Source organism: Micrococcaceae bacterium Sec5.1 (assembly GCA_039636795.1).
GTDB lineage: Bacteria > Actinomycetota > Actinomycetes > Actinomycetales > Micrococcaceae > Arthrobacter.
Map to the genome: position 1 here is coordinate 4,574,778 of CP143430.1, position 24,925 is coordinate 4,599,702.

Consider the following 24,925-nt stretch of genomic DNA (forward strand, 5'->3'; position numbering starts at 1 on the left):
CCGCCATGACTACTTCAACCGCACCTCGTAAGAATGTCTCCAGCCAGAACCCACCACGCACCACTTCGTCCCCAAAAAAGCCCATTAATTGGCGCCGGGTTGGCGCCTGGGTGCTGGTCGGCGTCGCCGTCGCCGTAACTATTGCCCCGTTCCTTTGGATGCTGCGGACGGCGCTGTCCAGCAACAGCGCGTTGGCTTCCAACGCCGGAAACCTCCTGCCGGCCGACTTCAGCTGGGGCGCCTTCAAGCGCGTCCTCGGGCTGCAAACCACCGAAGAGGCGATCGCCGATGGCGGCTCCGGTGCCGCCATCAACTTCTGGCTGTACCTGCAAAACTCCATCATTTTCGCTACCGTCACGACAGCCGGCCAGGTGTTCTTCAGCGCCATGGCCGCCTACGCCTTCGCCCGATTGCGCTGGCCTGGCAGGAACAAAGTGTTCGCCGTGTTCCTGACCACCATGATGGTTCCGCCGATCTTCACGGCGCTGCCCAACTTCCTCATGATCAAGAACCTCGGGCTGCTCAACACCATGGCCGGGATGTCCCTGCCGTTCCTGTTCATGACCCCGTTCGCCATCTTCTTCCTGCGCCAGTTCTTCCTCAGCATGTCCCGCGAGGTTGAGGAAGCGGCAATGCTCGACGGCGCCAAGCACCTGCGCATCTTCTTCCAGATTGTGCTTCCCAACGCCGCCGCCCCCATCGCCACCCTGGCGCTGCTGACCTTCATCGGGCAGTGGAACGAATACTTCTGGCCGCTGCTGGTGGGCCAGGACGAGAGCGTCCGGGTGCTCACCGTAGGCCTCAGCGTCTTCAAATCGCAGTCCCCGCAAGGTGCCCTCGACTGGTCCGGGCTCATGGCCGGAACTCTGGTCGCCGCGCTGCCCATCTTCCTTCTCTTCATCGCCTTCGGCAAGAAGGTCGTCAACTCCATCGGATTCTCCGGAATCAAGTAACCCGCACTCCCCAACGAAAGGTTCGTCATGAAGAAAACCCTCGGCGTCGCCGCTGCTGCCGCCGCCATCGCCCTGACAATGTCCGCCTGTGGTGGCTCCGCCCCTGCTTCCTCCGAGGCCAAGGGAGAAATCAACTACTGGCTCTGGGACGCCAACCAGCTCCCCGCGTACCAACAGTGCGCCAATGATTTCACCAAGGCCAACCCGGATATCAAGGTCAAGATCACCCAGCGCGGCTGGGACGACTACTGGACCACATTGACCAACGGTTTCGTCGCAGGAACAGCGCCGGACGTTTTCACGGACCACCTGTCCAAGTACCCTGAGTACGCCGCGAAGAAGCAGCTTCTGCCCCTCGATGACGCTGTGGCAAAAGACGGAATCAAGCTTGATGCCTACACCAAGGGCCTCCCGGAGCTCTGGGTGGGCCAGGACGGCAAGCGCTATGGCCTGCCGAAGGACTGGGACACCGTAGGCCTGTTCTACAACAAGGCAATGACTGACGTGGCAGGGATCACCGCGGAGCAGATGGCCAACCTTGATTGGAACCCCAAGGACGGCGGCAGCTACGAAAAGACGATCGCGCACTTGACCGTGGACAAGAACGGCAAGCGCGGAGATGAAGCCGGTTTCGACAAGAACAACGTAGCCACCTACGGATTGGGCTTGACCGGCAGCGGCTCGGGCCAAGGCCAGACGGAGTGGAGCTTCCTCACGGCAACCACCGGCTGGACCGCCACCGACAAGAACCCGTGGGGCAGCAAGTTCAACTACGACGACCCCCGCTTCCAGGAAACCATCGCCTGGTGGGCCGGCCTGGTGGACAAGGGCTACATGCCCAAGCTTGAGACCACTGTTGGAGCCAGCATGCCGGACAGCTTCGGTGCTGGAAAGGCTGCGATCAACAGCAACGGAGACTGGTTGATCGGCCAGTACAAGACCTACAAGGGCATCGAGACCGCCGTTGCGCCGACGCCCAAGGGCCCCAACGGTCAGCGTGCCAGCATGTTCAATGGCTTGGCGGACTCCATTTGGGCCGGCACCAAAAACCCTGCCGCCAGCGTGAAGTGGGTGGAGTACCTCGGCTCGGCTGCTTGCCAGGACGTCGTAGCCAGCAAGGCCGTGGTCTTCCCGGCCATCACCAGCTCTTCCGAGATTGCCGCCAAGGCGTTCGCCGACAAGGGCACTGACGTTTCCGCCTTCACCACACACGTGAAGGAAGGCACCACGTTCCTGTTCCCGATCGCGGACAAGGCCGCAAAGGTGGACGGCATCATGAAGCCGGCCATGGATGCCGTGCTCTCCGGCAAGAAGCCTGCGTCGTCATTGACTGAAGCCAACAACCAGGTCAACGCCCTCTTCAAGTAAAACTTCCCGTTGTGAGGCCTGCTCTGCGCGCCTTCGTGCCCATTTGCACCGCAGAGTGGGCCTCACACAATCTTTTTGAAAGCGACTCACACCCATGCACCCGCTCCATCTCCGTTCCGCCGGTACCAGCCTGGTGATAAGTACTCACCGAGGAGAGGCCGAAATCTCCCACTGGGGAGCAGACCTGGGCGACGCCCTTCCGGACCTTTCCATCCTCAATGAGCCCATCCCGCCTTCCTCGATCGATGCCAACGTACCGGCCGGGCTCCTCCCCCAGGCCTCCTCATCGTGGCAGGGCCGAACAGGGTTGCGGGGACACCGGTTTACCGATGGCGTCCCCGGCTACGACTTCTCTGTACGCCTGCGGGTGGTGAACGCGACGGCGGACGGGTCGTCAGCGTCGATCGTTCAGTCAGATCCCGACGCCGGGATCACCGTCACGAGCAACCTCACCTTGCACCCAGGTGGTCTTTTGGAACTGCGGCACACAGTCACCAACGACGGCACGTCGCCTTTCCAAGTAGACGAATTGGCGACGATGCTCCCGGTGGCGCCGGACGCCGTCGAGCTTTTGGACCTCACTGGCCGTTGGTGCCGCGAACGGCACCCGCAACGCAGGGCCATCCAGCAAGGAACCTGGGTCCGCACTGGCCGGCACGGCCGTACAGGACACGATTCCTCACTGCTGCTTGCGGCCGGAACCGCCGGCTTCGGCAACCGACACGGCAAAGTCTGGGCCACACACTTGGCGTGGAGCGGAAACCACGAGCAATTTGCTGACAACGTGGCCGATGGCCGCACAATGATCGGCGGTTCCGAACTCCTGGGCCCCTCCGAAGTCGTGCTGCAATCCGGCGAAAGCTACACCACACCAGCATTGTTTGCCGCCTACTCCGATCGGGGCTTGGACGGAATCAGCGAAGCCTTCTACAGCTGGTTCCGGTCCCGCCCGCACCACGTGGATGTCGCTGGGAAGCCAAGGCCAGTAGTCCTCAACACCTGGGAAGCGGTGTACTTCGATCACAACCTGGAGACCTTGATCGAGCTGGCCGAGTCCGCCGCGGACCTGGGCGTTGAGCGGTTTGTGCTCGACGACGGGTGGTTCCGCGGACGCCGGGACGACCACGCAGGCCTCGGTGACTGGTACGTCGATGAAACCATCTGGCCTTCAGGCCTGACGCCCCTGATTGATGCAGTGACTTCCCGCGGGATGGAGTTTGGCCTCTGGGTTGAACCGGAGATGGTGAACCTTGATTCGGACATCGCCCGCGCCCACCCGGAGTGGATCGTTGGACCATCTGCCCTGTCCTTCAAAGACGGAGGCCGGCTACCGCTCGAATGGCGGCACCAGCACATCATTGACCTCGTGAACCCCGAGGCGTGGCAGTACATTTTTGATCGAATTGACGCCCTGCTGCGGGAAAACAACATCAGCTACCTCAAGTGGGACCAAAACCGGGACCTCCTGGAGCACGGCCATGCCGGCCGTTCGTCCGTGCATGGACAAACCCTTGCCGCTTACCGGCTCTTCGATGCCCTCCGCGCAGAGCACCCGGGTGTCGAGATCGAGAGCTGCTCCTCCGGCGGCGCCCGAGTGGACCTCGGGATCCTGGAACGCACCGACCGGATCTGGGCCTCGGACTGCAACGACGCCCTGGAGCGGCAAACCATCCAGCGCTGGACCGGAATGGTGGTCCCGCCAGAGCTGGTGGGCGGACACATTGGGCCCACGACGTCCCACACCACCGCGCGGACGCATGACTTGTCGTTCCGTGCCATCACCGCACTGTTTGGGCACTTCGGCATGGAGTGGGACATCCGCGAAGTCCAGGGGCCTGAGCGCGAGGAACTCAAGCGCTTCATCACCCTGTACAAGGAGCACCGCGGGTTGATCCACACCGGACGGATGGTGCGCGCAGATGTGCCCGACGAGTCCATGATGCTGCACGGGGTTGTCGCTGACTCTGTTGTTGACGATGCCACGCACGACGGCGGCATTGCAGTGGGTGCCACCGCAGCCCTGTTCGCCGTGGTCAAGACGCGGACCGGCTTCGCCGAACAGCCCGGGCGTGTAGCCATTCCTGGGCTGGAAGGCTCCCGTTCCTATCGTGTGGAAGCGATCTTCCCCACACCGGCAGATGCTGATTACGGGCACACGTTCATCGAGGCTCAGCCGGTCGCCTGGTTGGCCGACGGTGCGGTGGCAACGGGACGCTTCCTGGGCGAGGCGGGCCTTCCCATGCCCGTGCTGAACCCCGAGCACGCGCTCTTGCTGCGGTTCACTGCCCTGTAGCCCTCTCTCACATCCACAGGGCTTCCCGGGATCCCTCTCTCACGTCCTGAGGGCTTCCCGGGGATCCTCTCTCACGTCCTGACGGCTTCCCGGGAACCCTCTCTCACGTCCTGACAGCTCCCCGGGAACCCTCTCTCACGTCCCGACGGCTTCCCGGGAACCCTCTCTCACGTCCGCCGGACTACACGGTTTCAGCCAGGTAGTCGATGGCCAGCTTGTACCCAAGCACGCCCGCGCCGACGATGATGGCGTTGCACACGCCAGACAGGTAGGAGTGGTGCCGGAACTCTTCGCGCTGATGAACGTTGGTGATGTGCACTTCAACGGCGGGCAGCTGAACAGCGGCCAGGGCGTCACGAAGCGCCACTGACGTGTGTGTGAAGGCCCCGGCATTGATGACGATGCCCGCCGCGGTTCCGCGCGCTGCGTGGATAGCGTCGAGGAGATCCCCTTCGTGGTTGGACTGAACGCAGTCCACCGTGAAGCCATGGGCAGCCGCGGCTGACATGGCCAACTGCTCGACGTCCGCGAGCGTGGAAGTGCCGTACTTCTCGGGCTCCCTGGTGCCCAAAAGGTTAAGGTTCGGTCCGTTGATCACAAGAATGGTGCCGCGACCAGCTTCGGTGGCGGGGGTGGCTTCAGTCATGGCTCCCAATCTATTAGGCGGCGGGAGAATGTCCGGGAATTGCCGTCAAAGTTACTTGCGTGTGCACTGCCCGGGCGAAACAGGATTGCTAAGGCCCGGAGCTTGGGCAGCCACCGGCTGGATGTCCTCCATGGTGAGTGCAAACCCAAGTGCCGCATCAGTGGTGGTCTTGGCAAAAACCAAGCCGGCTACCTGCCCTTGCATGGTGAGCAGCGGCCCTCCCGAGTTACCGGGTTGGACGTCACCCGCAAGCTTGTAGACCGACTCGGGAGAAGGATTGCTGCCATAAATGTCAGGAACCAGGATGGTCGAAATCCCTTGGACAGTTGCTGGTTTGGACTGGAAAGGACCGCCGTGCGGGTAGCCCGCAAAAGCTGCGGGGCTGCCGGCTGCCAGGTCTGGACTCAGCTGCAGTGGATCCGATGAAAGTCCGTCTACGGCCAAAACCGCGATGTCCCGCTGGGAGTCGAAGTAGACCACCCGACCCGGCAACGCGCCGCCGTCGGGAATTTCCACGACCGGCTGCGACACGCCCGCCACAACGTGTGCATTGGTCACGACGCGCCCGGGCGACACGACAAATCCGGATCCGGTTTGGTTCTGGCCGCATTCAAAGGCCGTGCCGGCAATCTTCAGGACGGACTCGGCAGCGCGGTTCAGGGCGGGAGTGTCGGTGGACTCGTTGGGAATCGTAACCGGTGTGGAGGGGCCGAAGCCCTCAATCAGCTTGGGAATACCGTCGCCGATCACCGTAGATCGCAATTGGGCCATTGTGGTTTTGACCGGCGTCGGCGTCAACGAATCGATGTATCGAATGACCCGCGACTCAGCCAACTGCTGCGAGACAAACGGCACGCCCAGTGAACTGATACTGAACGCCAACATGGACATCACCAGCGCCGCGACCACCACGCTGACCACGCCGCCAATCAACCGGTCGGCTGCGTGCAACGGCTTAATCCGCACCGCATGGCGGACTTTTCGCCCGATCATGGTACCCAGCCCGTGGCCAAGCGCAATAAGCACGACGGCGGCACCCACTGTGGCGGTCAGCCTCCAACCGCTATCGCTCACCCAGCCGCTCACAAGTGGAACAGCCATAAATGCAGCAATCGCGCCAACCACAAAACCGGCAATTCCGCCGAGTGTCACCAGGAAGCCACTGCGCAGGCCATAGATCAGGTAGGACAGCAGCATCAAGATCAATGCCAAATCCAAAATCGTCAAGCCAAACACCAATGCTCCTTGTGACCGGGTAGCGCCAATTGTAGTTGGGCACCCTGACAAGAAACCGTTAGTCCCATCACGATACGGGTGCGCTCCGAGCGTCTAAAGGCACCGCAAACAAGGCCCGATGGGGGCAAAAACCGCGCCGTTTCAGCGTTTCTCCTGCCAAGTACGTCACAGAAGCTTAAAAATTCTGAAACAATGGCTGGAGCGCCACGACCGAAACTTATATTCAGGAGATTTCATGGACATCGAGGTATTGCGCCGCGCACCCCTCTTCGCCACCCTTGACGACGACGCATTCCGCTTGCTGACGGACGAACTCACCGAGGTGGACCTCTCACGCGGGGCATCGGTATTCCGCGAAGGCGACCAGGGTGACCAGCTGTACTTCATCGTTTCCGGCAAGGTAAAGCTCGGCCGAACCTCCCCCGATGGCCGCGAGTCCCTGTTGGCCATCCTCGGCCCGGGAGAACTCTTCGGCGAAATGGCGTTGTTCGATCCCAGCCCCCGCACCGCCACGGCCACCGCCGTCTCCGAAACGCGCCTGGCCGGACTGAAGAACGAAAGCCTCAACGCGCTGCTCCGCACGCGTCCCGAGGTTTCCGCGCAGCTGTTGCAGGCCCTCGCCCGCCGGCTCCGCCGCACCAACGATTCACTGTCCGACCTCGTCTTCTCGGACGTCCCGGGCCGCGTCGCGAAGGCGCTCCTGGATCTGGCCGACCGCTTCGGCCGTCCGGCCACCGACGGCGTCCTGGTTGCCCATGAACTCACGCAGGAAGAACTGGCCCAGCTGGTGGGCGCTTCCCGCGAAACCGTCAACAAGGCACTGGCCGAGTTCGTCCAGCGCGGTTGGCTGCGCCTGGAAGCGCGCGCCGTCGTCATTCTGGACATGCAGCGGCTCCGCCAGCGTTCGCGCTAATTTCTCCTCGCAAAAAAGCCGCCCTGGTGATGAACCGGGGCGGCTTTTTTCGTCGGGACGTGAGAGAGGATCCGTCAAAACCCGTCGGGACGTGAGCGAGGATCGATCAAAACCCGTCGGGACGTGAGAGAGGATCCGTCAAAAACTCTTGGGACGTGAGAGAGGATCGGTCAAAACTCTTGGGACGTGAGAGAGGATCCGTCAAAACCCGTCGGGACGTGAGAGAGGATCCGTCAAAACCCGTCGGGACGTGAGAGAGGATCCGATTTAGCGCTCCCGCTGCGGCTCTCCGGCTACGGTCCTGGCGGCTTCGACCTCGAGCATCAGCACTCCACCCTCGTCTACCAGTTTGGGCTGATACACGTGGGCCTTGCGCTTGTAGCTCAGGTAGGCGATGCAGCCGTTGGCATGGGCCATTTTTTCAAGCATGATTTCGGACCCGGGGACCAGGAGGTGGCCGAGAGTGAGTCCGACGGTGTTTTCCTGGGCTATTTCGTCGCCGAGGGCTGTGGTGTCGCGGATGGCGATGGCTTCGGCCGCACAAACCCAGCGGCCCCATACGCCCTTACTGCCCAGAATGCTCGGCTGCTGGTTCACGGGGACTGTAGCCGCGAAATAGCGCGTGTTGAAGCGGGTGTGGGCGAAGTCGGGGCTGAGCCAGTTGACCAGGGGCTTCAGCAGGTCCGTGCGGAGTGAAAGGCCGCGCTTGGCGAGCACTTCGCTGAAGGATTTCTCCTGGCTGGACACAGCTTCCCGGGCTTTCATCCATTCCACGGTCGAGTTGGCCTCCACAGTGGAGGAAGCGTCTGGGCCGGCAAGGAGGACGCCGGTTTCCTCGAAGAGTTCGCGGATAGCGCCCACAACGTGGCGGCGGGCGAGTCCGACGTCGTCCGTTCCCATGTGCTCAGCCCAATACTGCGGTGAGGGACCCAACCAACCGACGGGGTCGTCGTCGGACGGGTCCAGGGATCCACCGGGGAACGCGACGACGCCCAGCGGCGAGGAGCCTGGCCTGTAACCAAGCCAGGTCTCCAGACCGGTGGGTGAGTCCCGCAAGAGGACGACGGATGATGCGTAGCGGGCGGCCCTGGGGGTCCGCTCGCCGAGCTCAAGCCAGTTTCGTGCTGCCCCTTCGAGTGCGGGAGGGAGTGCGAACAGGCGGCGGGCAAGCTGCGGCAATTGGGTGAACCGGTTCCTTAGCTGAATTCAGCGATGAGCTCGACTTCGACAGGAGAGTCGAGCGGCAGGACGGAAACGCCGACGGCGGAGCGTGCGTGCTTGCCGGCGTCGCCCAGTACCTGGCCGAGAAGTTCGGAGGCGCCGTTGATTACGCCGGGCTGGCCCGTGAAGGTGGGCTCGGACGCAACGAAGCCGACTACCTTGACAATGCGGGTGATGCGGTCGAGGTCGCCAATGACGCTCTTAACGGCAGCGAGGGCGTTGATCGCGCAGACAGCGGCGTAACGCTTGGCATCCTCGGGATCGACGGTGGGCTCGTCGGAGGCGCCCAACTCGCCGAGGGAGACCTTGCCCGTAGCTTCGAGTTTGCCCTTAATAAACGGGAGCTGGCCGGACGTGTAAACGTAGTTGCCGGAGACGATCGCCGGCACGTAGTGGGCAACAGGTGCGGCGACCTCGGGGAGGGTCAGGCCGAGCTCGGCGAGACGCTGCTCAACGGCCGACGTCGGAGCGCCGGATTCCGCGGCAGACGTGGTTTCTGCGGGGGTTGTCATAGTTACTGCTTCTCCCTCTTCAGGTATGCAACAAGGCCTTTGCCATCGGGTCCACCGACGACCTGGACGAGCTCCCAACCGTCCTCGCCCCACTGGTCCAGGATCTGCTTCGTGGCGTGGATAATGAGCGGAATCGTGGCGTACTCCCATTTGGTCATGACAGAAAGCCTAGCCCTTGCCGGTAAAGTGGAAAACATGGTGACTCGCAAGAACCCCATATTCGACACTGCCACCACCCTCGGAAAGATTTTAGGTTTCCTTGGCGTGAGCGCGATTTGTGGCGTCCTGGTGGCGGGCCTTTTGGTCCCCGCAGCAGCCGTTTCGGGCAGTGCCGCAAGTGGTTCAATCCAGTTCTTTGACACTCTGCCGGCAGAGCTGCAGGTGGACCCGCCGAGCCAGAACACAACGATTCTGGCGAAGGACGGCTCCCCGATTGCCTCGATCTACGCTGAGAACCGGACCAAGGTTCCGCTGGATCAAATGAGCCCGTTCATCAAGGATGCTGTCATCTCTATCGAGGACAGCCGTTTTTATGAGCACGGCGGCATCGACACCACCGGCATCATGCGAGCCATCGTGAGCACCGCCCGCGGCAACAAGCAGGGCGCGTCCACCATTACGCAGCAATACGTTAACAACGTCATCAATGAATCGCTGGTCGCATCGGGCAAGGACGAAGACGTCAAGCTGAACGGCCTGAACAAGGGCGTCGGCGATAAGCTCCGCGAGATGAAGCTGGCTATTGCCCTGGAGAAGAAGTTCTCCAAGGAGCAGATCCTTGAGGGCTACCTCAACATCGTCTTCTTCAACCGTGATGCCTATGGCATTGAAGCTGCCTCCAAGTTCTTTTTCAGCACTACTGCGAAGGATCTGACTCTTCCGCAGGCAGCTTTGCTGGCTGGTTTGGTGAACAGCCCGTCCGCCTTCGATCCCATCACCAACCCCGATAACTCGAAGAAGCGCCGCGACCTTGTGCTGGCTGCCATGGTGAACCAGGGCAAGATCAGCCAGGCAGAGTACGACGAAGCAGTGGCCACTCCTGTCACCACCAAGGTCACTCCCGCGCGACAGGGTTGCGCATACGCCACCATGGCTCCGTATTTCTGCGACTACGTACTGCACCTGCTCTTGAACAACCCTGCGTACGGCGAGACTTCGGACGAGCGCGAGAAGCGCATCATGCGTGGCGGCCTTACCATCCGGACCACCCTAGATCCCACCGCGCAGACCGTTGCCCAGCAGCAGGTCGATGGGACGGCGGGCGCCAACCCGGACAAGTGGGGCGCCTCCATCGTCTCGGTCCAGCCGGGCACGGGCCAGATCGTGAGTATGGCCCAGAACACCGTTTGGCTCCCCCAAGATGGCAAGTTCGATCAGACCCAAAACTTCAACGTGGACGTCCTCGATGCCGACGGCAACGACCTCAACGGCATTGGCGGCTTCCAGCCCGGTTCTACGATGAAGCCGTTTACGTTCGCCGAATGGCTGAACGAGGGCAAGTCGATGAATACGACGATTAATGCTTCGGTCCGCAGGTACCCCCAGAACTTCCGGTGGAGAAACACCTGCCCTGCGCCCACTGTCGGCTGGTATGACGCCACGAACGGCACTTTCGACCTGCAGAACTCTGACGAGGGCTACTACAGAAACATGACGGTCCTCTATGGCCTCATGAACTCCATCAACACGGCCACCTTTGCTTCGGCTTCGCAACTGGACCTGTGTGGCATCCAGGGCATTGTCGATGCGACGGGCGTCCATGGCGGCTTGCCCGCACGCGATGATGCCGGCAAGATCACGGATCCCAATCCGAAGGTGCCCATGACCACTCTGGGTAACCTCATTGGTTCCACCCAGACTGCGCCCCTCACCATGGCCAGCGCCTTCGCCACGTTCGCTGCCGACGGCAAGTACTGCCAGCCAATCGCGATTACCTCGGTGAAGGACCAGTCCGGCGCCGATCTCCCGGCCCAATCCTCCAACTGCAAGGATGCCATCAAACCTGAGGTTGCCCGAGGGGTGGCGTATGCCATGGGTAAGGTTCTGGACGAAGGCTCGGGATCCCTGATCCGGCCAGCCCTCAACTCCAGGAACTTCCCGGTAGCCGCCAAGACCGGTACCAACGACACCAACGGTTCCACCTGGGTGGTCGGCTACACCACCGGGTTGGCAACGGCTTCCTGGTTCGGCGACCCCTTGGGTGACCAGAAGCGTCCGGGTCGTAACCTGACTGTCAACGGCAAGTTCTACCAGTCCATCGACGGTTACATGATTGCTGGTCCGCAGTTCACCAACTACATGCTGTCAGTTGCCCCTGCATATGGAACCAACCCGTTCCAGGCGCCGCCGTCCAACCTCCTCGGAGGCCCTGCTCCACAGCGCAATACGGCGCCAGCGCCCACGCAGAACAATCCCGCCCCGCCGACAACTCCTACCAACAACGGCGGCAACAACGGCAATGGCAACGGCAACGGCCCTGGCAAGGACTAACCGTGATCTTTGGTGATTCTCTGGCAAACCGCGTCCGCACTGTCGGGCGCGGTTTCGCCGTCACTACTGTCCTCGGTGCCACTGCGGGTGCGGCAGCTGCTGCCTACGGTTGGTGGGAAAAGGACCAGTTCGGAGTCCGCCATGAGACTCTCCCCATCCTCCCCGAGGGTTCGGATCCGTTCCGCGTACTGCATCTGAGCGATATCCATTTCGTTCCGGGACAGGACAAGAAAACCCAGTGGCTGCAGTCTTTGTCGGATCTGAAGCCCGATCTTGTAGTCAACACCGGCGACAACCTCAGCCACGAACAGGCCGTCGATCCGCTGATCAGCGCCCTGCGGCCCCTCATGGAATTTCCCGGCGTCTTCGTCCCGGGATCCAACGACTACTACGCACCCAGGATCAAGAACCCTGCGGGCTACTTCCGCGGACCGTCGAAGCTCAGGACCGATCCCATCAAGCTCGACTGGCCCAGGTTGCGGTCTGCCTTCGGCATGGGAGGCTGGATTGACCTCACTAACCGTGCTCAGTCGGTGGTTTTGAATGGCCTGCGTTTCGATTTCTCGGGTGTCGATGATCCCCACTTGAAGCGCGAACGTTATGCCGGTTGGCCCCGCGGCACCGTGAACCAGGATGCCCGTCCGCACCTGAGGGTCGCCGTCATCCATGCACCGTACCAACGCGTCCTCGATCACTTCACCGAAGCCGAGGCAGATTTGATCCTCGCCGGACACACTCACGGCGGCCAGATCTGCATCCCCGGTTACGGCGCTCTCGTCTCCAACTGCGACCTCCCGACATGGCGGGCAAAGGGCCTCCACGATTGGGAAAGCGACGGATTCACGACGCCGGTAAACGTCTCAGGCGGCATCGGCACCTCGCGCTACGCCCCGGTCCGGATCGCGTGCCGCCCGGAAGCGGTCCTGCTGACGCTCACGGCCCCCAGCTGACCGCCTCGGGCAGCTAAGCCGGCAGCTAACGCGCAGCGCAACTAAGCGCATGAACCATTACGAATCTCAATAACTGGCGAACTTTCCACATAGCAAAGAGTGGTCCTGTGAAACGAATCACGGCATGGCATAGGGTAGTTGCTACGGGAAACTACCTCCGCACCATCTGAAGATCCAGCTGTTGAGAAGCGGGCATGTCCAAACAAACGTCATTCTTCACATCCGTCGGCCGCCTGTACCCTCATGTGCGGCCCATCCTCCCCCGGCTTTTCATGGGCCTCCTCTGCGCCCTGCTCGCCAGCATCGTTGCACTGACCATCCCTCAAGTGCTGCGTGTACTGGTCAACACCTCGCTTCAACCGGGCGGTGACCCTGGCGCTGTCTGGATTGCCGCCGTCGTGATTCTTGCGCTTGGTGTGGCTGAAGCGGGACTGGTGGCCCTGCGCCGGCAGTTCGTTATCAACCCGGCCACGACGGTTGAGACCAGGATGCGGGTATCGCTGTATGGTCACCTCCAGCAACTCACAGTGTCTTTCCATGACCGCTGGGGTTCGGGGCAATTGCTGTCCCGAGCCATGACGGACCTGAGTTTTCTGCGCCGCTGGATGGCGTTCGGCGCGATCATGCTGGTGGTCACCACGTTAACAGTGATCATTGGCGTCGGAGTCATGTTCTCCATGAGTTGGCAACTGGCGTTGATTTTCCTCGGCGCGGCTGTGCCGATCATGGTCAATTCGTTCCGCTTCCGCCGTCGCTTCAGCCTGGTCACGCGCCTCAGCCAGGACCAGGCGGGCGATCTTGCTACCACCGTGGAAGAGTCCGTCCACGGCATCCGCGTCCTGAAGGCTTTCGGCCGCAGCCGCGAAGCGCTGGAAAATTTCAACGGCCAGGCAGAAGAGCTGCGGCAGACTGAGATTGCCAAAGCGAAGCAGCAAGCCGGCTTCACGCTGGTGGTCACGTTGCTGCCTGAGCTGGCTCTGGGCGTCGGCCTGGTGGTGGGTATCATGCTCGCGGCAAGCGGCCAGCTGAGTATCGGCTCACTGGTTGCGTTCTTCGCGACCGCCGCCGTAGTGGCCACTCCCGTGGAGTTTTCCGGCATGCTCCTGGCCATGGCGCTGACTGCCAAGACTGCACTTGACCGCCACTTTGAAGTTATGGACACCGAGAACACCATCACCTCGCCGGATGAGGCTGAACTGCCGGCAACGGTGAAGGGCGCCCTGCGGTTTGAGCACGCGGGCTTCGGATTCGACGACGGCGGGACGCTCCTGCACGACATCACCCTGGACATTCGTCCTGGCGAAACCATGGCACTGGTGGGTATCACCGGCAGCGGCAAGAGCGCCCTGCTCCAGCTTGTCCCCCGTCTTTACGATGTCACAGAAGGCTCCGTGACGATTGATGGCGTGGACGTCCGCGACTACGACATCGAGGAACTTCGGCGCATCGTTGCGGTGGCTTTCGAAGACACCACCCTGTTCTCCAGCTCGGTACGGGACAACGTCCTGCTCGGCTCCCCTGAGCCCAGTGAGGAGGCCCTGGATGAAGCCTTGGACGTCGCCCAGGCCCACTTCGCGTACTCTTTGCCGGACGGTGTGAACACCCTGATTGGCGAGGAAGGGTTGAGCCTTTCGGGCGGCCAGCGGCAGCGCATAGCCCTTGCCCGTGCCATCGCAGCGAAGCCGAAAGTCTTGGTCCTGGACGATCCCCTCTCGGCTTTGGACGTCAACACCGAGGAACGCGTGGAAGCCCGGCTCCGCGAAGTACTGCACGAGACGACCACGCTGATCGTCGCGCACCGCCCTTCGACGGTGGCTCTGGCGGACCGCGTGGCCTTGCTTGAGAACGGAACCATCACCGCCGTCGGCACCCACACGCAACTGTTGGCTGAAAACGCCCACTACCGCTACGTCATCGCAAGCCTGGATACCGGTCCCAGGGACCTGGACAGCGAACTGGACGAGCTCGAAGACGCCGAGGAGGCCCGCCGGTGAGCGCCACAACCTTTGGAACCGCCAACGAGGACAACACGCTCCTGACCAAAGCGGACAGCAAAGCAGTACGACGCCGGTCGCTCGCCTTGCTGGGCTCGCTGATCCGCCCGGTGCGGTTGCGCTTCTGGATGACGATCGTGATGGTGGTGGTTTCGCAGCTCACCCGCGTGGCCGGGCCAGCCCTGATTGCTTTTGGCATCGACACCGCGTTGCCCGCATTGCAAGCCGGTGACAATGGTCCGCTGATGCTCGCCGGTGCGTTGTACTTGGCCGCAGCCGTCGCTACCGCTGCAATGACTGCTCTCTACGTAACGTCCACAGCCCAATTGAGCCAGGCCATGCTGCTGGACCTCCGGGTCCGCGTGTTCAGGCACACCCAGCGGTTGAGCCTTGAATTCCATGAGAAGTACACGTCTGGTCGCATCATCGCCCGCCAAACCTCGGACCTCGAGGCCCTACGGGAATTGCTGGACTCCGGCGTGAGCTCGCTGGCTTCGGGCATGCTGTTTATGCTCTTCACAGCATTCACGGTGTTTGCCTTGGACTGGCGCAGTGGATTGATCATGCTTGCGGCGGGTGTGCCCATGTTCTTACTCGCGCGCTGGTACCAAAAGCATTCCCAGATCGCGTTCCGGGAATCCCGGGTGGTTTCGGCGCGGCTGATCGTGCACTTCGTGGAAACCATGACGGGGATCCGCGCCGTGAAGGCGTTCCGCAAGGAGCGCGAGAACGCTGACCGCTATGGCGCGTTGGCTGAGGACTACCGCAAGAACACCGTCCGCTCCATCAACCTCAATGGCATCTTCCAGCCGGGTCTCGTGCTGATCGGCAACGTGTGTGTGTCGGCAGTGCTGTTGTTCGGCGGGTTCAGGGTGCTCAGCGGTGACCTCGCCGTGGGCGTCCTCCTGGCCCTCATCTTGTCCACGAAGCGCTTCTTCCAACCGGTGGACCAGATGGCTATGTTCTACAACTCCTTCCAGAGCGCACAGGCGGCGCTGGAGAAAGTATCAGGGCTCCTCGAAGAGGTGCCCACCGTCCGGCCGCCAAAGAACCCTGTGTCGCTGAAGAGTTCACGCGGCGAGATCGACTTCAAAGGCGTGCAGTTCGGGTACAGCGATGGCAAGGTGGTTGTGCCCAAGCTGGACCTGCACATTCCCGCTGGCCAAACCGTTGCCTTGGTAGGACAGACAGGCGCCGGCAAATCCACCCTGGCCAAACTCGTTGCGCGCTTCTACGACGTCACGTCAGGCGCCATCACGTTGGACGGCATTGACCTTCGCGATCTGGCTACCACCGACCTTCGCCGCGCAGTGGTCATGGTGACCCAGGAAGCCTTCCTCTTCAGCGGCTCCGTGGCGGAAAACATCGCATTGGGCCGGCCTGAAGCTTCCCGAGCCGAGGTGGAGACTGCAGCCAAAGCAGTGGGCGCCCATGAATTCATCATGAGCTTGCCCGAAGGATATGACACGGATGTCAATAAACGTGGTGGCCGCGTCTCGTCGGGCCAGCGTCAACTGATCGGATTCGCCAGGGCCTTCCTCGCCGCGCCTGCCATTCTGATCCTGGACGAAGCCACGTCTTCGCTGGATATTCCTTCCGAGCGGATGGTGCAGGCAGGACTCGCCCACCTTCTGGAGGGTGTTGCAGGCCAGAACGCTGCCCGTACCGCCATCATCATTGCCCATCGCCTCTCCACCGTGGAGACAGCAGACAGGGTTCTGGTGGTCCACGACGGCCGGATTGTTGAGGACGGAACACCGGCCGAGCTGATCACTGGTGGCGGCCAGTTTGCCCGGCTCCACGGAGCATGGCGGGACTCGCTCGTGTGAGGAGCGACACCCCTTCCTCGATTTCGCATCCCGCAGCGATTCAGCTATCCTTGAACAGTTGCTTTCGCAGCGGATCGGGATGTAGCGCAGCTTGGTAGCGCGCTTCGTTCGGGACGAAGAGGTCGCAGGTTCAAATCCTGTCATCCCGACCAAACACGAAAATGGCGTCGAGAAATCGGCGCCATTTTTGTTTGCCCGGATCTACTCGGGTGTGGGTGTCGCAGCCGCACTGTGTAGACCCACGCGCCTGTACCCGGGCAAAAGAAAACCCCGGAGCATCGCTCGTCACGCTCCGGGGTCTTCTTCAGTATTTACTGATTTACATAGGATCCGGCCAGTTGCCGATGGACGACGTCGTGTACGTCGTGCCACCTGACTTGGTAGGTGTCGTGGTGGTGGACCTCATAGGATCGGGCCAGTTTCCAATAGCACTTACCGAGCCGGAATCTGCCGCTGCAGCAGCAGAGACGACTGCGGGAGCCGCAACCGTAAAAGCGAGAGCGCCTGCCAAGGCCACCGAAGCGGCCATTTTCTTGAACATAATGTTCCCCAATGCGAGTCGGATTCGTTACGGAAATTGCACGGTCCCTGTTGACATACATTGTAAAATGTTTTCCACAGAGACTGTCAAGGTTTTGGTGAAAAGACACCTGTAGGAGGGCCCCGTGGGAAACGGATTCGGCGAGAAGCTACGTGCCGAACGGCTCGAACGCGGGTTAACGCAGGCAGAACTGGGCAAAAACCTGTATTCCCCGAGCTACATTTCGCTGCTGGAAACAGGTCGACGCGAGCCTACTGCCGAGGTCATCGAAGAGCTGGCGCGCCGGCTGGAATTGGCGCCCAAGGCTTTGGAAGCCTGGAGCCAACCCGTTTCGGTAAGCGATGCCGAGTACGTGCTGGCCGGCCTGTATGCCCGGCAAGCGTGGGACCTGCGCGACTACCAACTCGCGGCCAGCCATGCAGCAACTGCGGCGCAGATCGCGCTCGAGGCGAAGAACAACAGCGCCTGGTGGAATATGACCTATATGCAGGCCGAATGTGTGATGAAGCAAGGCCAACTCAGGGAATGCCAGCAAATTGTCGAACATTTACTGGAACACCCCATGGCCACGGAATCCGCAGGCCTTGGCGTGCGTGCCTGGCAGATGCTTGCCGCGGTCTGTCACGGACAGGGTCAGCTGGCCACCGCCGTCGAGCATGCAAAGAAGGCCGTGCAACTGTCCGAACAGCTGCCCAAGGGATCCACGCTGATCATCGGCGCGCACCGCGCGCTGATCGGCGCCCTCGCGGAGAGCGGCAAGCTGGACGAAGCGTGGCAGTACTGCCTGACAATGATCGAGCACATGGACGAGCACTCCATGTCCCAGCTGGCCGGTGAGGTCGCGTGGGTGGTGGGCAACGTTGCTTTCATGCGGCACGACTACGTAGAGGGCATCAAGCACCACGAGCGCGCAGCAAAGCTGCTCTCCCCCGCCAACGACATCGAACTGTGGGCCCGTTTCAACAAGGCATCGGCAGCCGTCAGGTTGTCGTCCGGCATTGTTGAGCCCGAAACCCTGTCCGCCATTGAACGTGCCGAGCTCGCGCTGTCCATCGTCGGCGGAAACAAGACGGACCAGCTTGAAGTAGCCTTCATCCGCGCCCGCTGGCTATACCTGACGGGCGATATTCCGGCAGCGGTGGACAAGCTTCGCGAGATCTACAAGGACCGCAAGGTATTGGCCCGCCACACGGCTGGCGAAGTTTCGCTGTTGCTGGGGAAGTCCTTGAAGGCAGCCGGTGAAACCACGGAGGCCCTGCACTACTTGGAAGAGGCCCAGCACGACTTCAGTGCGGCCGGCGCCTCGGACCGGGTCCAGCAAGCCATGGATGCTGTCCTGGAGATCCGCCTGGCGGAACGCCGCGCTGCTGCATCACATCCGGAAGGGCACTCCGAAACGCATCCAGAAGCCCATTCCGAAGCCAGCTAAACCCAAGTAAGTCGCAGTTAAGCGCGCTTTGAGGGGGGTCAAAACGCGCTTAACTGCGACTCAGTTGGATGGGGACAAGCTTAGGCGAACGTGCGCCCTGTGAGTTTCTCGTAGGCTTCCACGTAGCGGGCACGGGTGCGCTCCACGACTTCAGCGGGCAAGGCTGGCGGAGGCGTATCCGAGGACTTGTCCCAGCCGGACTCGGCCGAGGTGAGCCAGTCGCGGACGTACTGCTTGTCATACGAGGGCTGCGACTTGCCGGGCGCATAAGTGGATGCGTCCCAGAAACGGGAGGAGTCCGGGGTGAGGACCTCATCGCCCAGCGTGATGATGCCCGTGTACGTGTCGAGGCCGAACTCCACCTTGGTGTCGGCAAGGATGATCCCCCGCTCGCGGGCGATCTCCTCAGCGCGGGTGTAGATCTTCAGCGTGAGTTCGCTGAGGCGGGCGGCGATGTCGTCACCGACTATGGCCACGACGTCGTCATAGGTGATGTTGACGTCGTGCTCGCCGACGTCGGCCTTGGCAGATGGCGTAAACAGTGCTTTCTCCAAGCGGGAACCGTCAACAAGCCCCTCGGGAAGCGGGATGTTGCAGACGGTGCGGGAATGCTTGTACTCCTCCAGCCCGGAACCGGTGAGGTAACCACGGGCGATGCACTCCACCGGGAACATCTCCAGCTTCTTGCAGATCATGGCACGGCCCTCGACGGCGGCCGGAACGCCACCCTCAACCGTGGAAGCCAGCACGTGGTGCTCAACCTCCAACTGGTCGAACCACCACAGGCTGAGCTGCGTCAGGATGCGGCCCTTGTCAGGGATTTCGCTGCTCAGGACATGGTCATAGGCACTGATGCGGTCGCTGGCAACCACCAGTACGCATTCCTGGCCGACCTTTTCCGTGATGGATTCATCGGTTGGGACGTAGAGGTCACGAACCTTGCCGGAATAGATATGCGTCCAGCCCGGAAGTTGCAGGGTCTCGGTTTTGAAACCGCCTGTGGGGAGGGAATCAGTCATGCTCAGGCCTGTACTTTCGGGATGGTTCCGGTGGCTGCGTAGGGCACTCGGATTTCGCCGCGGGCGGCTTTGCCTCCGATATCCGTACGGAACTGTGAGCCTTCAAGCTGAACCAGCTCAACGCCGTCGTACGCTTTCTCGCGGGCCTCCACCAGATCGGAACCGAGCGCGACCACCGCGAGGACCCGGCCGCCGGCCGAAACCACTTTGCCTTCCTCGTCCAGCTTGGTGCCGGCGTGGACAACGTGGACGCCCTCGAGCTCGTCCACCTTCTTCAGGCCGCGGATGCGATCCCCCGTGCGGGGAGCGTCCGGATAGTTTTCGGCGGCCACGACGACGGCGACTGCCGTGTCCTTGGACCAGCGCAGCTCCTCTGCGGTGTCCAGTTCGCCCTTGGCAGCTGCCAGAAGCAGCGCACCGAGCGGGGTCTTAAGTCGTGCGAGGACTGCCTGCGTCTCGGGGTCACCGAAGCGCACGTTGAACTCGATGACGCGCGTGCCGCGCGAGGTGAGTGCCAGGCCGCAGTACAGCACACCGATAAAGGGTGTGCCCCGGCGGGCCATCTCATCCACAGTGGGCTGGGCGACGCGGTCGATGACTTCCTGAACCAGGCCTTCGGGAGCCCACTCGAGCGGGGTGTAGGCACCCATGCCACCGGTGTTGGGGCCTTCATCGTTATCGAAGATGCGCTTGAAGTCCTGCGCAGGAGACAGGGGAACGGTAGTGCGGCCGTCGCAGAGGACGAACAGGGAAACTTCGGGGCCGTCGAGGAATTCTTCGATGACAACTGTTCCACCGGCGTCGAAGCAAGCCTGCGCGTGCGCGAGGGCTTCCTCGCGGTCGTTGGTGACTACAACGCCCTTGCCTGCGGCAAGGCCGTCGTCCTTAACAACGTGCGGGGCGCCGAATGTAGCCAGGGCATCGGCGGCTTCCTCTGCGTTGGTGGCAACGCGGGCCATGGCCGTGGGAACGCCCGCTTCAGCCATGATCTGTTTGGCGAACGCCTTGGACGCTTCGAGCTGGGCTGCTTCCTTGCTGGGTCCAAAGACCGGAATCCCGGCCGCACGGACGGCGTCGGACACACCGGCGGCCAGGGGAGCCTCCGGACCGACGACAACCAGGTCCACGCCCAGCTTGGTGGCGAGCGCGGACACGGCTTCCGGGTTGTTCCCGTCAATTGCGTGCGTGGGAACGAGTTTGCTGATGCCCGCGTTGCCCGGAGCCGCGTGGACCTCGGAAACGTTGGGATCTTCAAGCAGAGAGCGGACAATGGCGTGTTCGCGGCCGCCTGGGCCAATGACGAGTACCTTCACAGTCTTCAAGGGTACTTTGTGTAGGGCGCGGGGCCTAAGCTGTGTCATTCCCCGGCAACGGATGACTGGATCCGGGACCGCGCCCGGACCTCGCATGTGACCAGGGAACACAGCCGTCGCGCCCTAGACTGGCCTCATGCCCATGAGTTCGCATGAAACGTTCAACGTTGAGTCCGCCGTCGAACTGGCAGTCATCGAACGCAGTGGCTTTATCGAGTCCCGGCACATCGGTGCTGCCGTCGTCCTTGCCGGTGACGGAAGCGTGGTCACCCGGCTTGGTGACATCGATGCTCCCATCCTGGCCCGCTCCACCCTGAAACCATTCCAGGCCCTCGCTGCCATGCAGTCCGGCGTCCCGCTTCGGGGCGCGCAGGTGGCTGTCGCCTGCGGAAGCCACACCGGTTCACTGGATCACATGGACTTGGTGGAGGGAATGCTCAAAGCGGCAGGTGTCCGCGAGGACCAGCTTCAGTGCCCCACCGCCTGGCCGCAGGACGAAACCGCGCGCAATTGGCTGGTCCGTTCCGAGCGCGGCCAAACCAGGCTCGCCTTCAATTGTTCCGGGAAGCACGCGGCTTTCCTCTGGGCCTGCACGGAAAACGGTTGGGACCTTCGCAGTTACCTTGAGCCGAATCATCCGTTGCAGCAGCGCGTGCGGTCCGTGATTGAGGAATACAGCGGCGAAACGATCTCGCATTTGGGCATTGATGGCTGCGGAGCACCCGTTGCGGCGATCTCGCTGACTGGATTGGCCCGCGCGTATTCGCGGTTGGCGAAGTCACCGGGTGATTCCTCCTCAAACGCACGCGCAGCCACCATTGCCACGTCCATGCTGGACTACCCGTGGGCGGTCCAGGGCAAGGGCGAGTCAAACACGATCGTCATGGAAGAGCTGGACATCCTGGCCAAGATCGGCGCCGAGGGCATCCTGGTCCTTGCCACGTCCACGGGTGCCACAGTGGCCGTCAAGATGCTGGACGGGAATCTTCGCGCTACGTCCTTGGTGGGTTTGACCCTTCTTGCCGTCAGTGGCGCGGTGGACATTCCCGCGGTTTCAAACGTCCTGGAACGCGTCGTGGAACCTGTGCTGGGCGGCGGGCGACCCGTGGGCAAGATCCGCCTGGGCCACGCCGTATCCGCGATGCTCGACTGAGCCGGCCCGTTACTGAGTCACCTAGTTATATAAGGAACGAACCATGGCAGTTGCACGACGCCGCATTGACGTCAACGAGGGCCGCGCTGCGCTGGCAGCCTGGCAATCCGCCGTCGAGCGTTCGAGTGAAGGCGCCTCTGGCGAAACCGGTGCCGCACTGCCGTCGCGCTCTTTGATCGCGACGGCGGTACGCTACTCGCTCGAGGAAGTCACCGCCCGCGCGCCCGGCAATTCGGTGGAGGTCCGTGTGCCCCCGTTCGGCGTCACGCAATGTGTGGAGGGCCCCCGCCACACCCGCGGCACTCCCCCGAACGTCATAGAGTGCGACGCCGCCACCTGGCTTGAGCTGGTAACCGGCCGGATCTCCTGGGGAGACGCAGTGTCGGCTGGCCGTGTTGCCGCGTCCGGACTGCGCGCGGACCTCTCGGAACTGCTTCCCCTCTGACACAGCTGATGCCCTCAAGACCTAAGTCTCAAGGGCATCAGTTGCACTCAAACTATGGAGTTAGTCGGGGCAGATCGGCGTTGCTGGTTGCCCTGGCTTGCTCATCTCGAATTGCGGAATTTCGTCTGCCGTTGGACCTCCACGGAATTTCGGTGATGGGTGATGGCCCTCGCTGAGGCGTTCGAGTTCCTGTTCCTCGAACACTTCCTCCTGGCCGAGCATGATGGCCGAATCCTCGTTGGTAATCTCGCCGTTGAAAGCACGGACCATGACGCTGCGGTCGAACTGGCCTTCCCACTTGGCCACTATGAACGTGGCAACACAGTTGCCCAGCAGGTTGACGACGACGCGCATGGAGTCCATGAGGCGATCGGCTCCGAGGAGGAGTGCTACGCCGGCAACCGGGAAGATGCCGAGGGCGGCAGCCGTGGCCGAGAGGGCCAGGAACGATGAGCCCGGGACGCCGGCCATGCCCTTGGAGGTCAGGAGCAGCACACCCAGCGCGGCCAACTGCTGGCCGAGGTCCAGGTGGTGGCCGAACGCTTGGGCCAGGAACAGCAGGGAGATGGAAAGGTATATCGCTGCACCATCAAGGTTGAAGGAGTAGCCGGTGGGAACCACCAGGCCGGTGGTTGCCCGGGAGCAGCCGGCGTTGGTCAGCTTGGTCATGATGCGCGGCATGACCGCTTCAGTGGAGGCCGTGCCAAGCGCAAGCAGGAATTCCTCGCGGGTGTACTTCAGGAAGTGCCAGAGCGGAACGCGGGCGAAGCCCCACGCCACCAGGAACAGAAGACCGATAAAGACGACGGCGGCTCCGTAACAGGAGGCTATGAGAAGCGCATACGTACCGAGTGTGCCAAGCCCGTACTGGCCGATGATGAAGGCCATGGCGCCGAAAGCACCGATCGGAGCCACCTTCATGATCCAGGACATGATCTTGAAGATCAGCTCCAGAACGGTCTCCATGAGGCTGATCACGGGCAGGCAGCGCTGGCGACCGATGACCACGATCGCGGCACCGAAGAAGACGGAGAAGAAGAGTACCTGGAGCAGGCTGTTGTTGGCGAAGGCGCCGATCACGCTGGTGGGAATGACATCCAGCAGGAAGGCCGCTGCATCCTTGGGAACTGCATGGCCGGTCTTTGCGTCCACGGCTTCTTGGGAAAGCGTGGAGGGATCGATGTTCAGGCCGGCACCGGGCTGAACGATGTTGCCCACTATGAGTCCGAAGACCAGGGCGAAAAGGGTGGCGCAGGTGAAGTAGAGGAGTGCTTTGACCCCGACCCTTCCGACCGCCTTGACGTCGCCGACTGCCGAGATGCCCGTGACGATCACGAGGAAAATCAGCGGGGCGATGATCATCTTGATGAGTTGAATGAATCCATCACCCAGCGGCCGGAGGGTGGACCCGAGGTTCGGCCAAAAATGACCGATGAGCACACCTGCGACGACGGCGATCAGGATTTGAAAAAAGAGCGACTTATACAGTGGCTTCTTCTTCAGCGGGGCCGAACTCGCCTTCAGCGCCGCAGAGTCTGGGATCTTCATTGATCTGAACCAATCAGTTGGGAACAGCCCCACATTTGGGGGTTGTTTTCAAATGTAATCCTGCTCACATCATTCCGCAAGGGGAAATTGAATTTCCATATTGTGGAAAGTCACATTTGGTTTGGAGCTTGGATGTTGGTGCGTCCCCCACCTTCTTTGACGCTGAAATGCCCGTGACACACCCTCCTGCAGGCGTGTCACGGGCATTCGAAAAGCAAAGTGGGTGGTGGCGGCACGGGCCCACGGTTTGGGGCGGTGCTTTGATGCTAGCCGCGGCCTATGAACGGCATGCCCGCGGCTGTGACCACCAGGGAACCAACGTTGGCCGACGCCGGCATGTTGGCCATCATCAGCACAGCACGGGCTGCGTCCTCCACGGGGAACATCGGCTCCACGCGACGGCTGCCATCGGCCTGCAACGCACCTGAGCCGACTCCGATGGTGTCCATGATCTCGGTACGGGTATTTCCGATATCGATCTGCCCGCACGTGATGCCAAAGTCTCGGCCATCCAGCTCAATGCTTTTGGTCAGCCCGGTCATCGCATGCTTGGTCACCGTGTAAGCGACGGACCTGGGCCTGGGCGAATGTGCAGAGATGGAGCCGTTGTTGATGATGCGGCCACCCTGCGGCTCCTGGGCCTTCATGGTCCTCACAGCCTCAGCGGCGCACAGCATGGAGCCCGTGACATTGACGCGCAGCGTGGCCTCCCACTCATCGACGTCGATCTCGCCAACGTCGCCGGCTGGCCCGAAGATGCCTGCATTGTTGAACAGCACATCAACCCGGCCCCAGCGCTGGCGAACATCAGCGAAAAGGCGGGCAACGTCGTCGGGCACTGTCACATCGCAGGGCACCGCCAGGGCATCCGGATGGTCGCCCGCGGTCTCCAGCAACTGCGCTTCGCGACGCCCAGCCAACGCCACACGGTAACCATCGGCGAGCATGAGCCGGGCTACGGCCCTCCCAATGCCGGAGCCGGCACCGGTCACGACGGCGACCCTTGGGTCTGCGGGCGGGCGTGGGTCAGTCATGTGGTGGCCTTTCGGGAAATCGCCTTCAACTAGTCAGC

The 24,925-nt window shown here is 62.0% G+C and carries 21 protein-coding genes and 1 tRNA gene; 12 read left to right on the forward strand and 10 right to left on the reverse strand.

The window, feature by feature from the left end; genetic code table 11:
- The first annotated feature begins 5 nt into the window (after window positions 1-5).
- From VUN82_20855 to VUN82_20865, 3 genes are all read left to right on the forward strand, one after another.
- The gene (locus tag VUN82_20855) at window positions 6-953 is read left to right on the forward strand and encodes a carbohydrate ABC transporter permease (GenBank protein XAS71505.1); all 948 of its coding nucleotides are present in this window, start codon (window positions 6-8) and stop codon (window positions 951-953) included.
- A 27-nt stretch (window positions 954-980) separates the two neighbouring features.
- Window positions 981-2,321 (forward strand): sugar ABC transporter substrate-binding protein, encoded by a 1,341-nt coding sequence (locus VUN82_20860; protein XAS71506.1) that lies wholly within the window; start codon window positions 981-983, stop codon window positions 2,319-2,321.
- Between the two features lie 94 nt (window positions 2,322-2,415).
- Complete coding sequence (locus VUN82_20865) at window positions 2,416-4,614, forward strand: alpha-galactosidase (GenBank protein ID XAS71507.1); 2,199 nt, start codon at window positions 2,416-2,418, stop codon at window positions 4,612-4,614.
- Window positions 4,615-4,795: 181 nt separating this feature from the next.
- Here the strand turns inward: VUN82_20865 and aroQ are convergent, their stop codons facing one another.
- Entirely contained in the window at window positions 4,796-5,260 is a 465-nt protein-coding gene (aroQ, locus tag VUN82_20870) for a type II 3-dehydroquinate dehydratase (protein ID XAS71508.1), read from the reverse strand.
- A 51-nt stretch (window positions 5,261-5,311) separates the two neighbouring features.
- The gene (locus VUN82_20875) at window positions 5,312-6,496 is read right to left on the reverse strand and encodes a MarP family serine protease (GenBank protein ID XAS71509.1); all 1,185 of its coding nucleotides are present in this window, start codon (window positions 6,494-6,496) and stop codon (window positions 5,312-5,314) included.
- A 235-nt stretch (window positions 6,497-6,731) separates the two neighbouring features.
- Between VUN82_20875 and VUN82_20880 the strand changes: the two genes are divergently transcribed.
- Entirely contained in the window at window positions 6,732-7,409 is a 678-nt protein-coding gene (locus VUN82_20880; protein ID XAS71510.1) for a Crp/Fnr family transcriptional regulator, read from the forward strand.
- Between the two features lie 267 nt (window positions 7,410-7,676).
- Here VUN82_20880 and VUN82_20885 read toward each other — a convergent pair whose 3' ends face one another.
- The 3 genes from VUN82_20885 to VUN82_20895 are packed head-to-tail and all read right to left on the reverse strand — an operon-like array spanning window position 7,677 to window position 9,300.
- Window positions 7,677-8,588: an NUDIX hydrolase gene (locus tag VUN82_20885; GenBank protein ID XAS71511.1), complete on the reverse strand. Its 912-nt coding sequence runs from the start codon at window positions 8,586-8,588 to the stop codon at window positions 7,677-7,679.
- 17 nt (window positions 8,589-8,605) lie between these two features.
- Window positions 8,606-9,142, reverse strand: coding sequence for a RidA family protein (locus tag VUN82_20890; GenBank protein ID XAS71512.1), 537 nt, complete (start codon window positions 9,140-9,142; stop codon window positions 8,606-8,608).
- Window positions 9,143-9,144: 2 nt separating this feature from the next.
- Window positions 9,145-9,300 (reverse strand): DUF4177 domain-containing protein, encoded by a 156-nt coding sequence (locus VUN82_20895; GenBank protein ID XAS71513.1) that lies wholly within the window; start codon window positions 9,298-9,300, stop codon window positions 9,145-9,147.
- On the opposite strand from VUN82_20895, the gene VUN82_20900 reads away from it, so the two are divergent.
- From VUN82_20900 to VUN82_20920, 5 genes are all read left to right on the forward strand, one after another.
- Window positions 9,299-11,632, forward strand: coding sequence for a transglycosylase domain-containing protein (locus VUN82_20900; protein XAS71514.1), 2,334 nt, complete (start codon window positions 9,299-9,301; stop codon window positions 11,630-11,632). The genes VUN82_20895 and VUN82_20900 overlap by 2 nt on opposite strands.
- Before the next feature lie 2 nt (window positions 11,633-11,634).
- Window positions 11,635-12,582: a metallophosphoesterase gene (locus tag VUN82_20905; protein ID XAS71515.1), complete on the forward strand. Its 948-nt coding sequence runs from the start codon at window positions 11,635-11,637 to the stop codon at window positions 12,580-12,582.
- A 194-nt stretch (window positions 12,583-12,776) separates the two neighbouring features.
- Window positions 12,777-14,576, forward strand: a complete 1,800-nt coding sequence (locus VUN82_20910; GenBank protein XAS71516.1) for an ABC transporter ATP-binding protein — start codon at window positions 12,777-12,779, stop codon at window positions 14,574-14,576.
- Window positions 14,573-16,405 (forward strand): ABC transporter ATP-binding protein, encoded by a 1,833-nt coding sequence (locus tag VUN82_20915; protein ID XAS71517.1) that lies wholly within the window; start codon window positions 14,573-14,575, stop codon window positions 16,403-16,405. The genes VUN82_20910 and VUN82_20915 overlap by 4 nt, the downstream gene beginning before the upstream one ends.
- 75 nt (window positions 16,406-16,480) lie before the next feature.
- Window positions 16,481-16,557, forward strand: a tRNA-Pro gene (locus VUN82_20920).
- A gap of 167 nt (window positions 16,558-16,724) precedes the next feature.
- Here the strand turns inward: VUN82_20920 and VUN82_20925 are convergent.
- Entirely contained in the window at window positions 16,725-16,946 is a 222-nt protein-coding gene (locus VUN82_20925; GenBank protein XAS71518.1) for a hypothetical protein, read from the reverse strand.
- Window positions 16,947-17,070: 124 nt separating this feature from the next.
- On the opposite strand from VUN82_20925, the gene VUN82_20930 reads away from it, so the two are divergent.
- Window positions 17,071-18,375 (forward strand): helix-turn-helix transcriptional regulator, encoded by a 1,305-nt coding sequence (locus VUN82_20930; GenBank protein ID XAS71519.1) that lies wholly within the window; start codon window positions 17,071-17,073, stop codon window positions 18,373-18,375.
- Between the two features lie 80 nt (window positions 18,376-18,455).
- Here the strand turns inward: VUN82_20930 and VUN82_20935 are convergent, their stop codons facing one another.
- Together VUN82_20935 and purD are read right to left on the reverse strand one after the other, a co-directional pair.
- On the reverse strand, window positions 18,456-19,394 hold the full coding sequence (locus VUN82_20935; protein ID XAS71520.1) for a phosphoribosylaminoimidazolesuccinocarboxamide synthase: 939 nt from the start codon (window positions 19,392-19,394) through the stop codon (window positions 18,456-18,458).
- 2 nt (window positions 19,395-19,396) lie between these two features.
- Window positions 19,397-20,755, reverse strand: a complete 1,359-nt coding sequence (gene purD, locus VUN82_20940) for a phosphoribosylamine--glycine ligase (protein ID XAS71521.1) — start codon at window positions 20,753-20,755, stop codon at window positions 19,397-19,399.
- A gap of 88 nt (window positions 20,756-20,843) precedes the next feature.
- On the opposite strand from purD, the gene VUN82_20945 reads away from it, so the two are divergent.
- Window positions 20,844-21,860 (forward strand): asparaginase, encoded by a 1,017-nt coding sequence (locus tag VUN82_20945; GenBank protein XAS71522.1) that lies wholly within the window; start codon window positions 20,844-20,846, stop codon window positions 21,858-21,860.
- A gap of 43 nt (window positions 21,861-21,903) precedes the next feature.
- Window positions 21,904-22,305, forward strand: a complete 402-nt coding sequence (locus tag VUN82_20950) for a sterol carrier family protein (protein XAS71523.1) — start codon at window positions 21,904-21,906, stop codon at window positions 22,303-22,305.
- Between the two features lie 60 nt (window positions 22,306-22,365).
- On the opposite strand, the gene VUN82_20955 is transcribed toward VUN82_20950, so the two are convergent.
- The gene (locus VUN82_20955; GenBank protein ID XAS71524.1) at window positions 22,366-23,853 is read right to left on the reverse strand and encodes a cation:dicarboxylase symporter family transporter; all 1,488 of its coding nucleotides are present in this window, start codon (window positions 23,851-23,853) and stop codon (window positions 22,366-22,368) included.
- Window positions 23,854-24,119: 266 nt separating this feature from the next.
- Entirely contained in the window at window positions 24,120-24,887 is a 768-nt protein-coding gene (locus VUN82_20960) for an SDR family oxidoreductase (GenBank protein XAS71525.1), read from the reverse strand.
- Between the last annotated feature and the right edge of the window lie 38 nt (window positions 24,888-24,925).

Bases quoted from the DNA above. Each gene is read 5' to 3' on its own strand.
- VUN82_20950 (XAS71523.1), top strand. From the start codon at position 21,904: ATGGCAGTTGCACGACGCCGCATTGACGTCAACGAGGGCCGCGCTGCG.
- VUN82_20955 (XAS71524.1), bottom strand. From the start codon at position 23,853: ATGAAGATCCCAGACTCTGCGGCGCTGAAGGCGAGTTCGGCCCCGCTG.
- VUN82_20925 (XAS71518.1), bottom strand. From the start codon at position 16,946: ATGTTCAAGAAAATGGCCGCTTCGGTGGCCTTGGCAGGCGCTCTCGCT.
- VUN82_20895 (XAS71513.1), bottom strand. From the start codon at position 9,300: ATGACCAAATGGGAGTACGCCACGATTCCGCTCATTATCCACGCCACG.
- VUN82_20890 (XAS71512.1), bottom strand. From the start codon at position 9,142: ATGACAACCCCCGCAGAAACCACGTCTGCCGCGGAATCCGGCGCTCCG.
- VUN82_20860 (XAS71506.1), top strand. From the start codon at position 981: ATGAAGAAAACCCTCGGCGTCGCCGCTGCTGCCGCCGCCATCGCCCTG.
- VUN82_20945 (XAS71522.1), top strand. From the start codon at position 20,844: ATGCCCATGAGTTCGCATGAAACGTTCAACGTTGAGTCCGCCGTCGAA.
- VUN82_20900 (XAS71514.1), top strand. From the start codon at position 9,299: ATGACAGAAAGCCTAGCCCTTGCCGGTAAAGTGGAAAACATGGTGACT.
- VUN82_20865 (XAS71507.1), top strand. From the start codon at position 2,416: ATGCACCCGCTCCATCTCCGTTCCGCCGGTACCAGCCTGGTGATAAGT.
- VUN82_20935 (XAS71520.1), bottom strand. From the start codon at position 19,394: ATGACTGATTCCCTCCCCACAGGCGGTTTCAAAACCGAGACCCTGCAA.
- purD (XAS71521.1), bottom strand. From the start codon at position 20,755: ATGACACAGCTTAGGCCCCGCGCCCTACACAAAGTACCCTTGAAGACT.
- VUN82_20960 (XAS71525.1), bottom strand. From the start codon at position 24,887: ATGACTGACCCACGCCCGCCCGCAGACCCAAGGGTCGCCGTCGTGACC.
- VUN82_20855 (XAS71505.1), top strand. From the start codon at position 6: ATGACTACTTCAACCGCACCTCGTAAGAATGTCTCCAGCCAGAACCCA.
- VUN82_20880 (XAS71510.1), top strand. From the start codon at position 6,732: ATGGACATCGAGGTATTGCGCCGCGCACCCCTCTTCGCCACCCTTGAC.
- aroQ (XAS71508.1), bottom strand. From the start codon at position 5,260: ATGACTGAAGCCACCCCCGCCACCGAAGCTGGTCGCGGCACCATTCTT.
- VUN82_20910 (XAS71516.1), top strand. From the start codon at position 12,777: ATGTCCAAACAAACGTCATTCTTCACATCCGTCGGCCGCCTGTACCCT.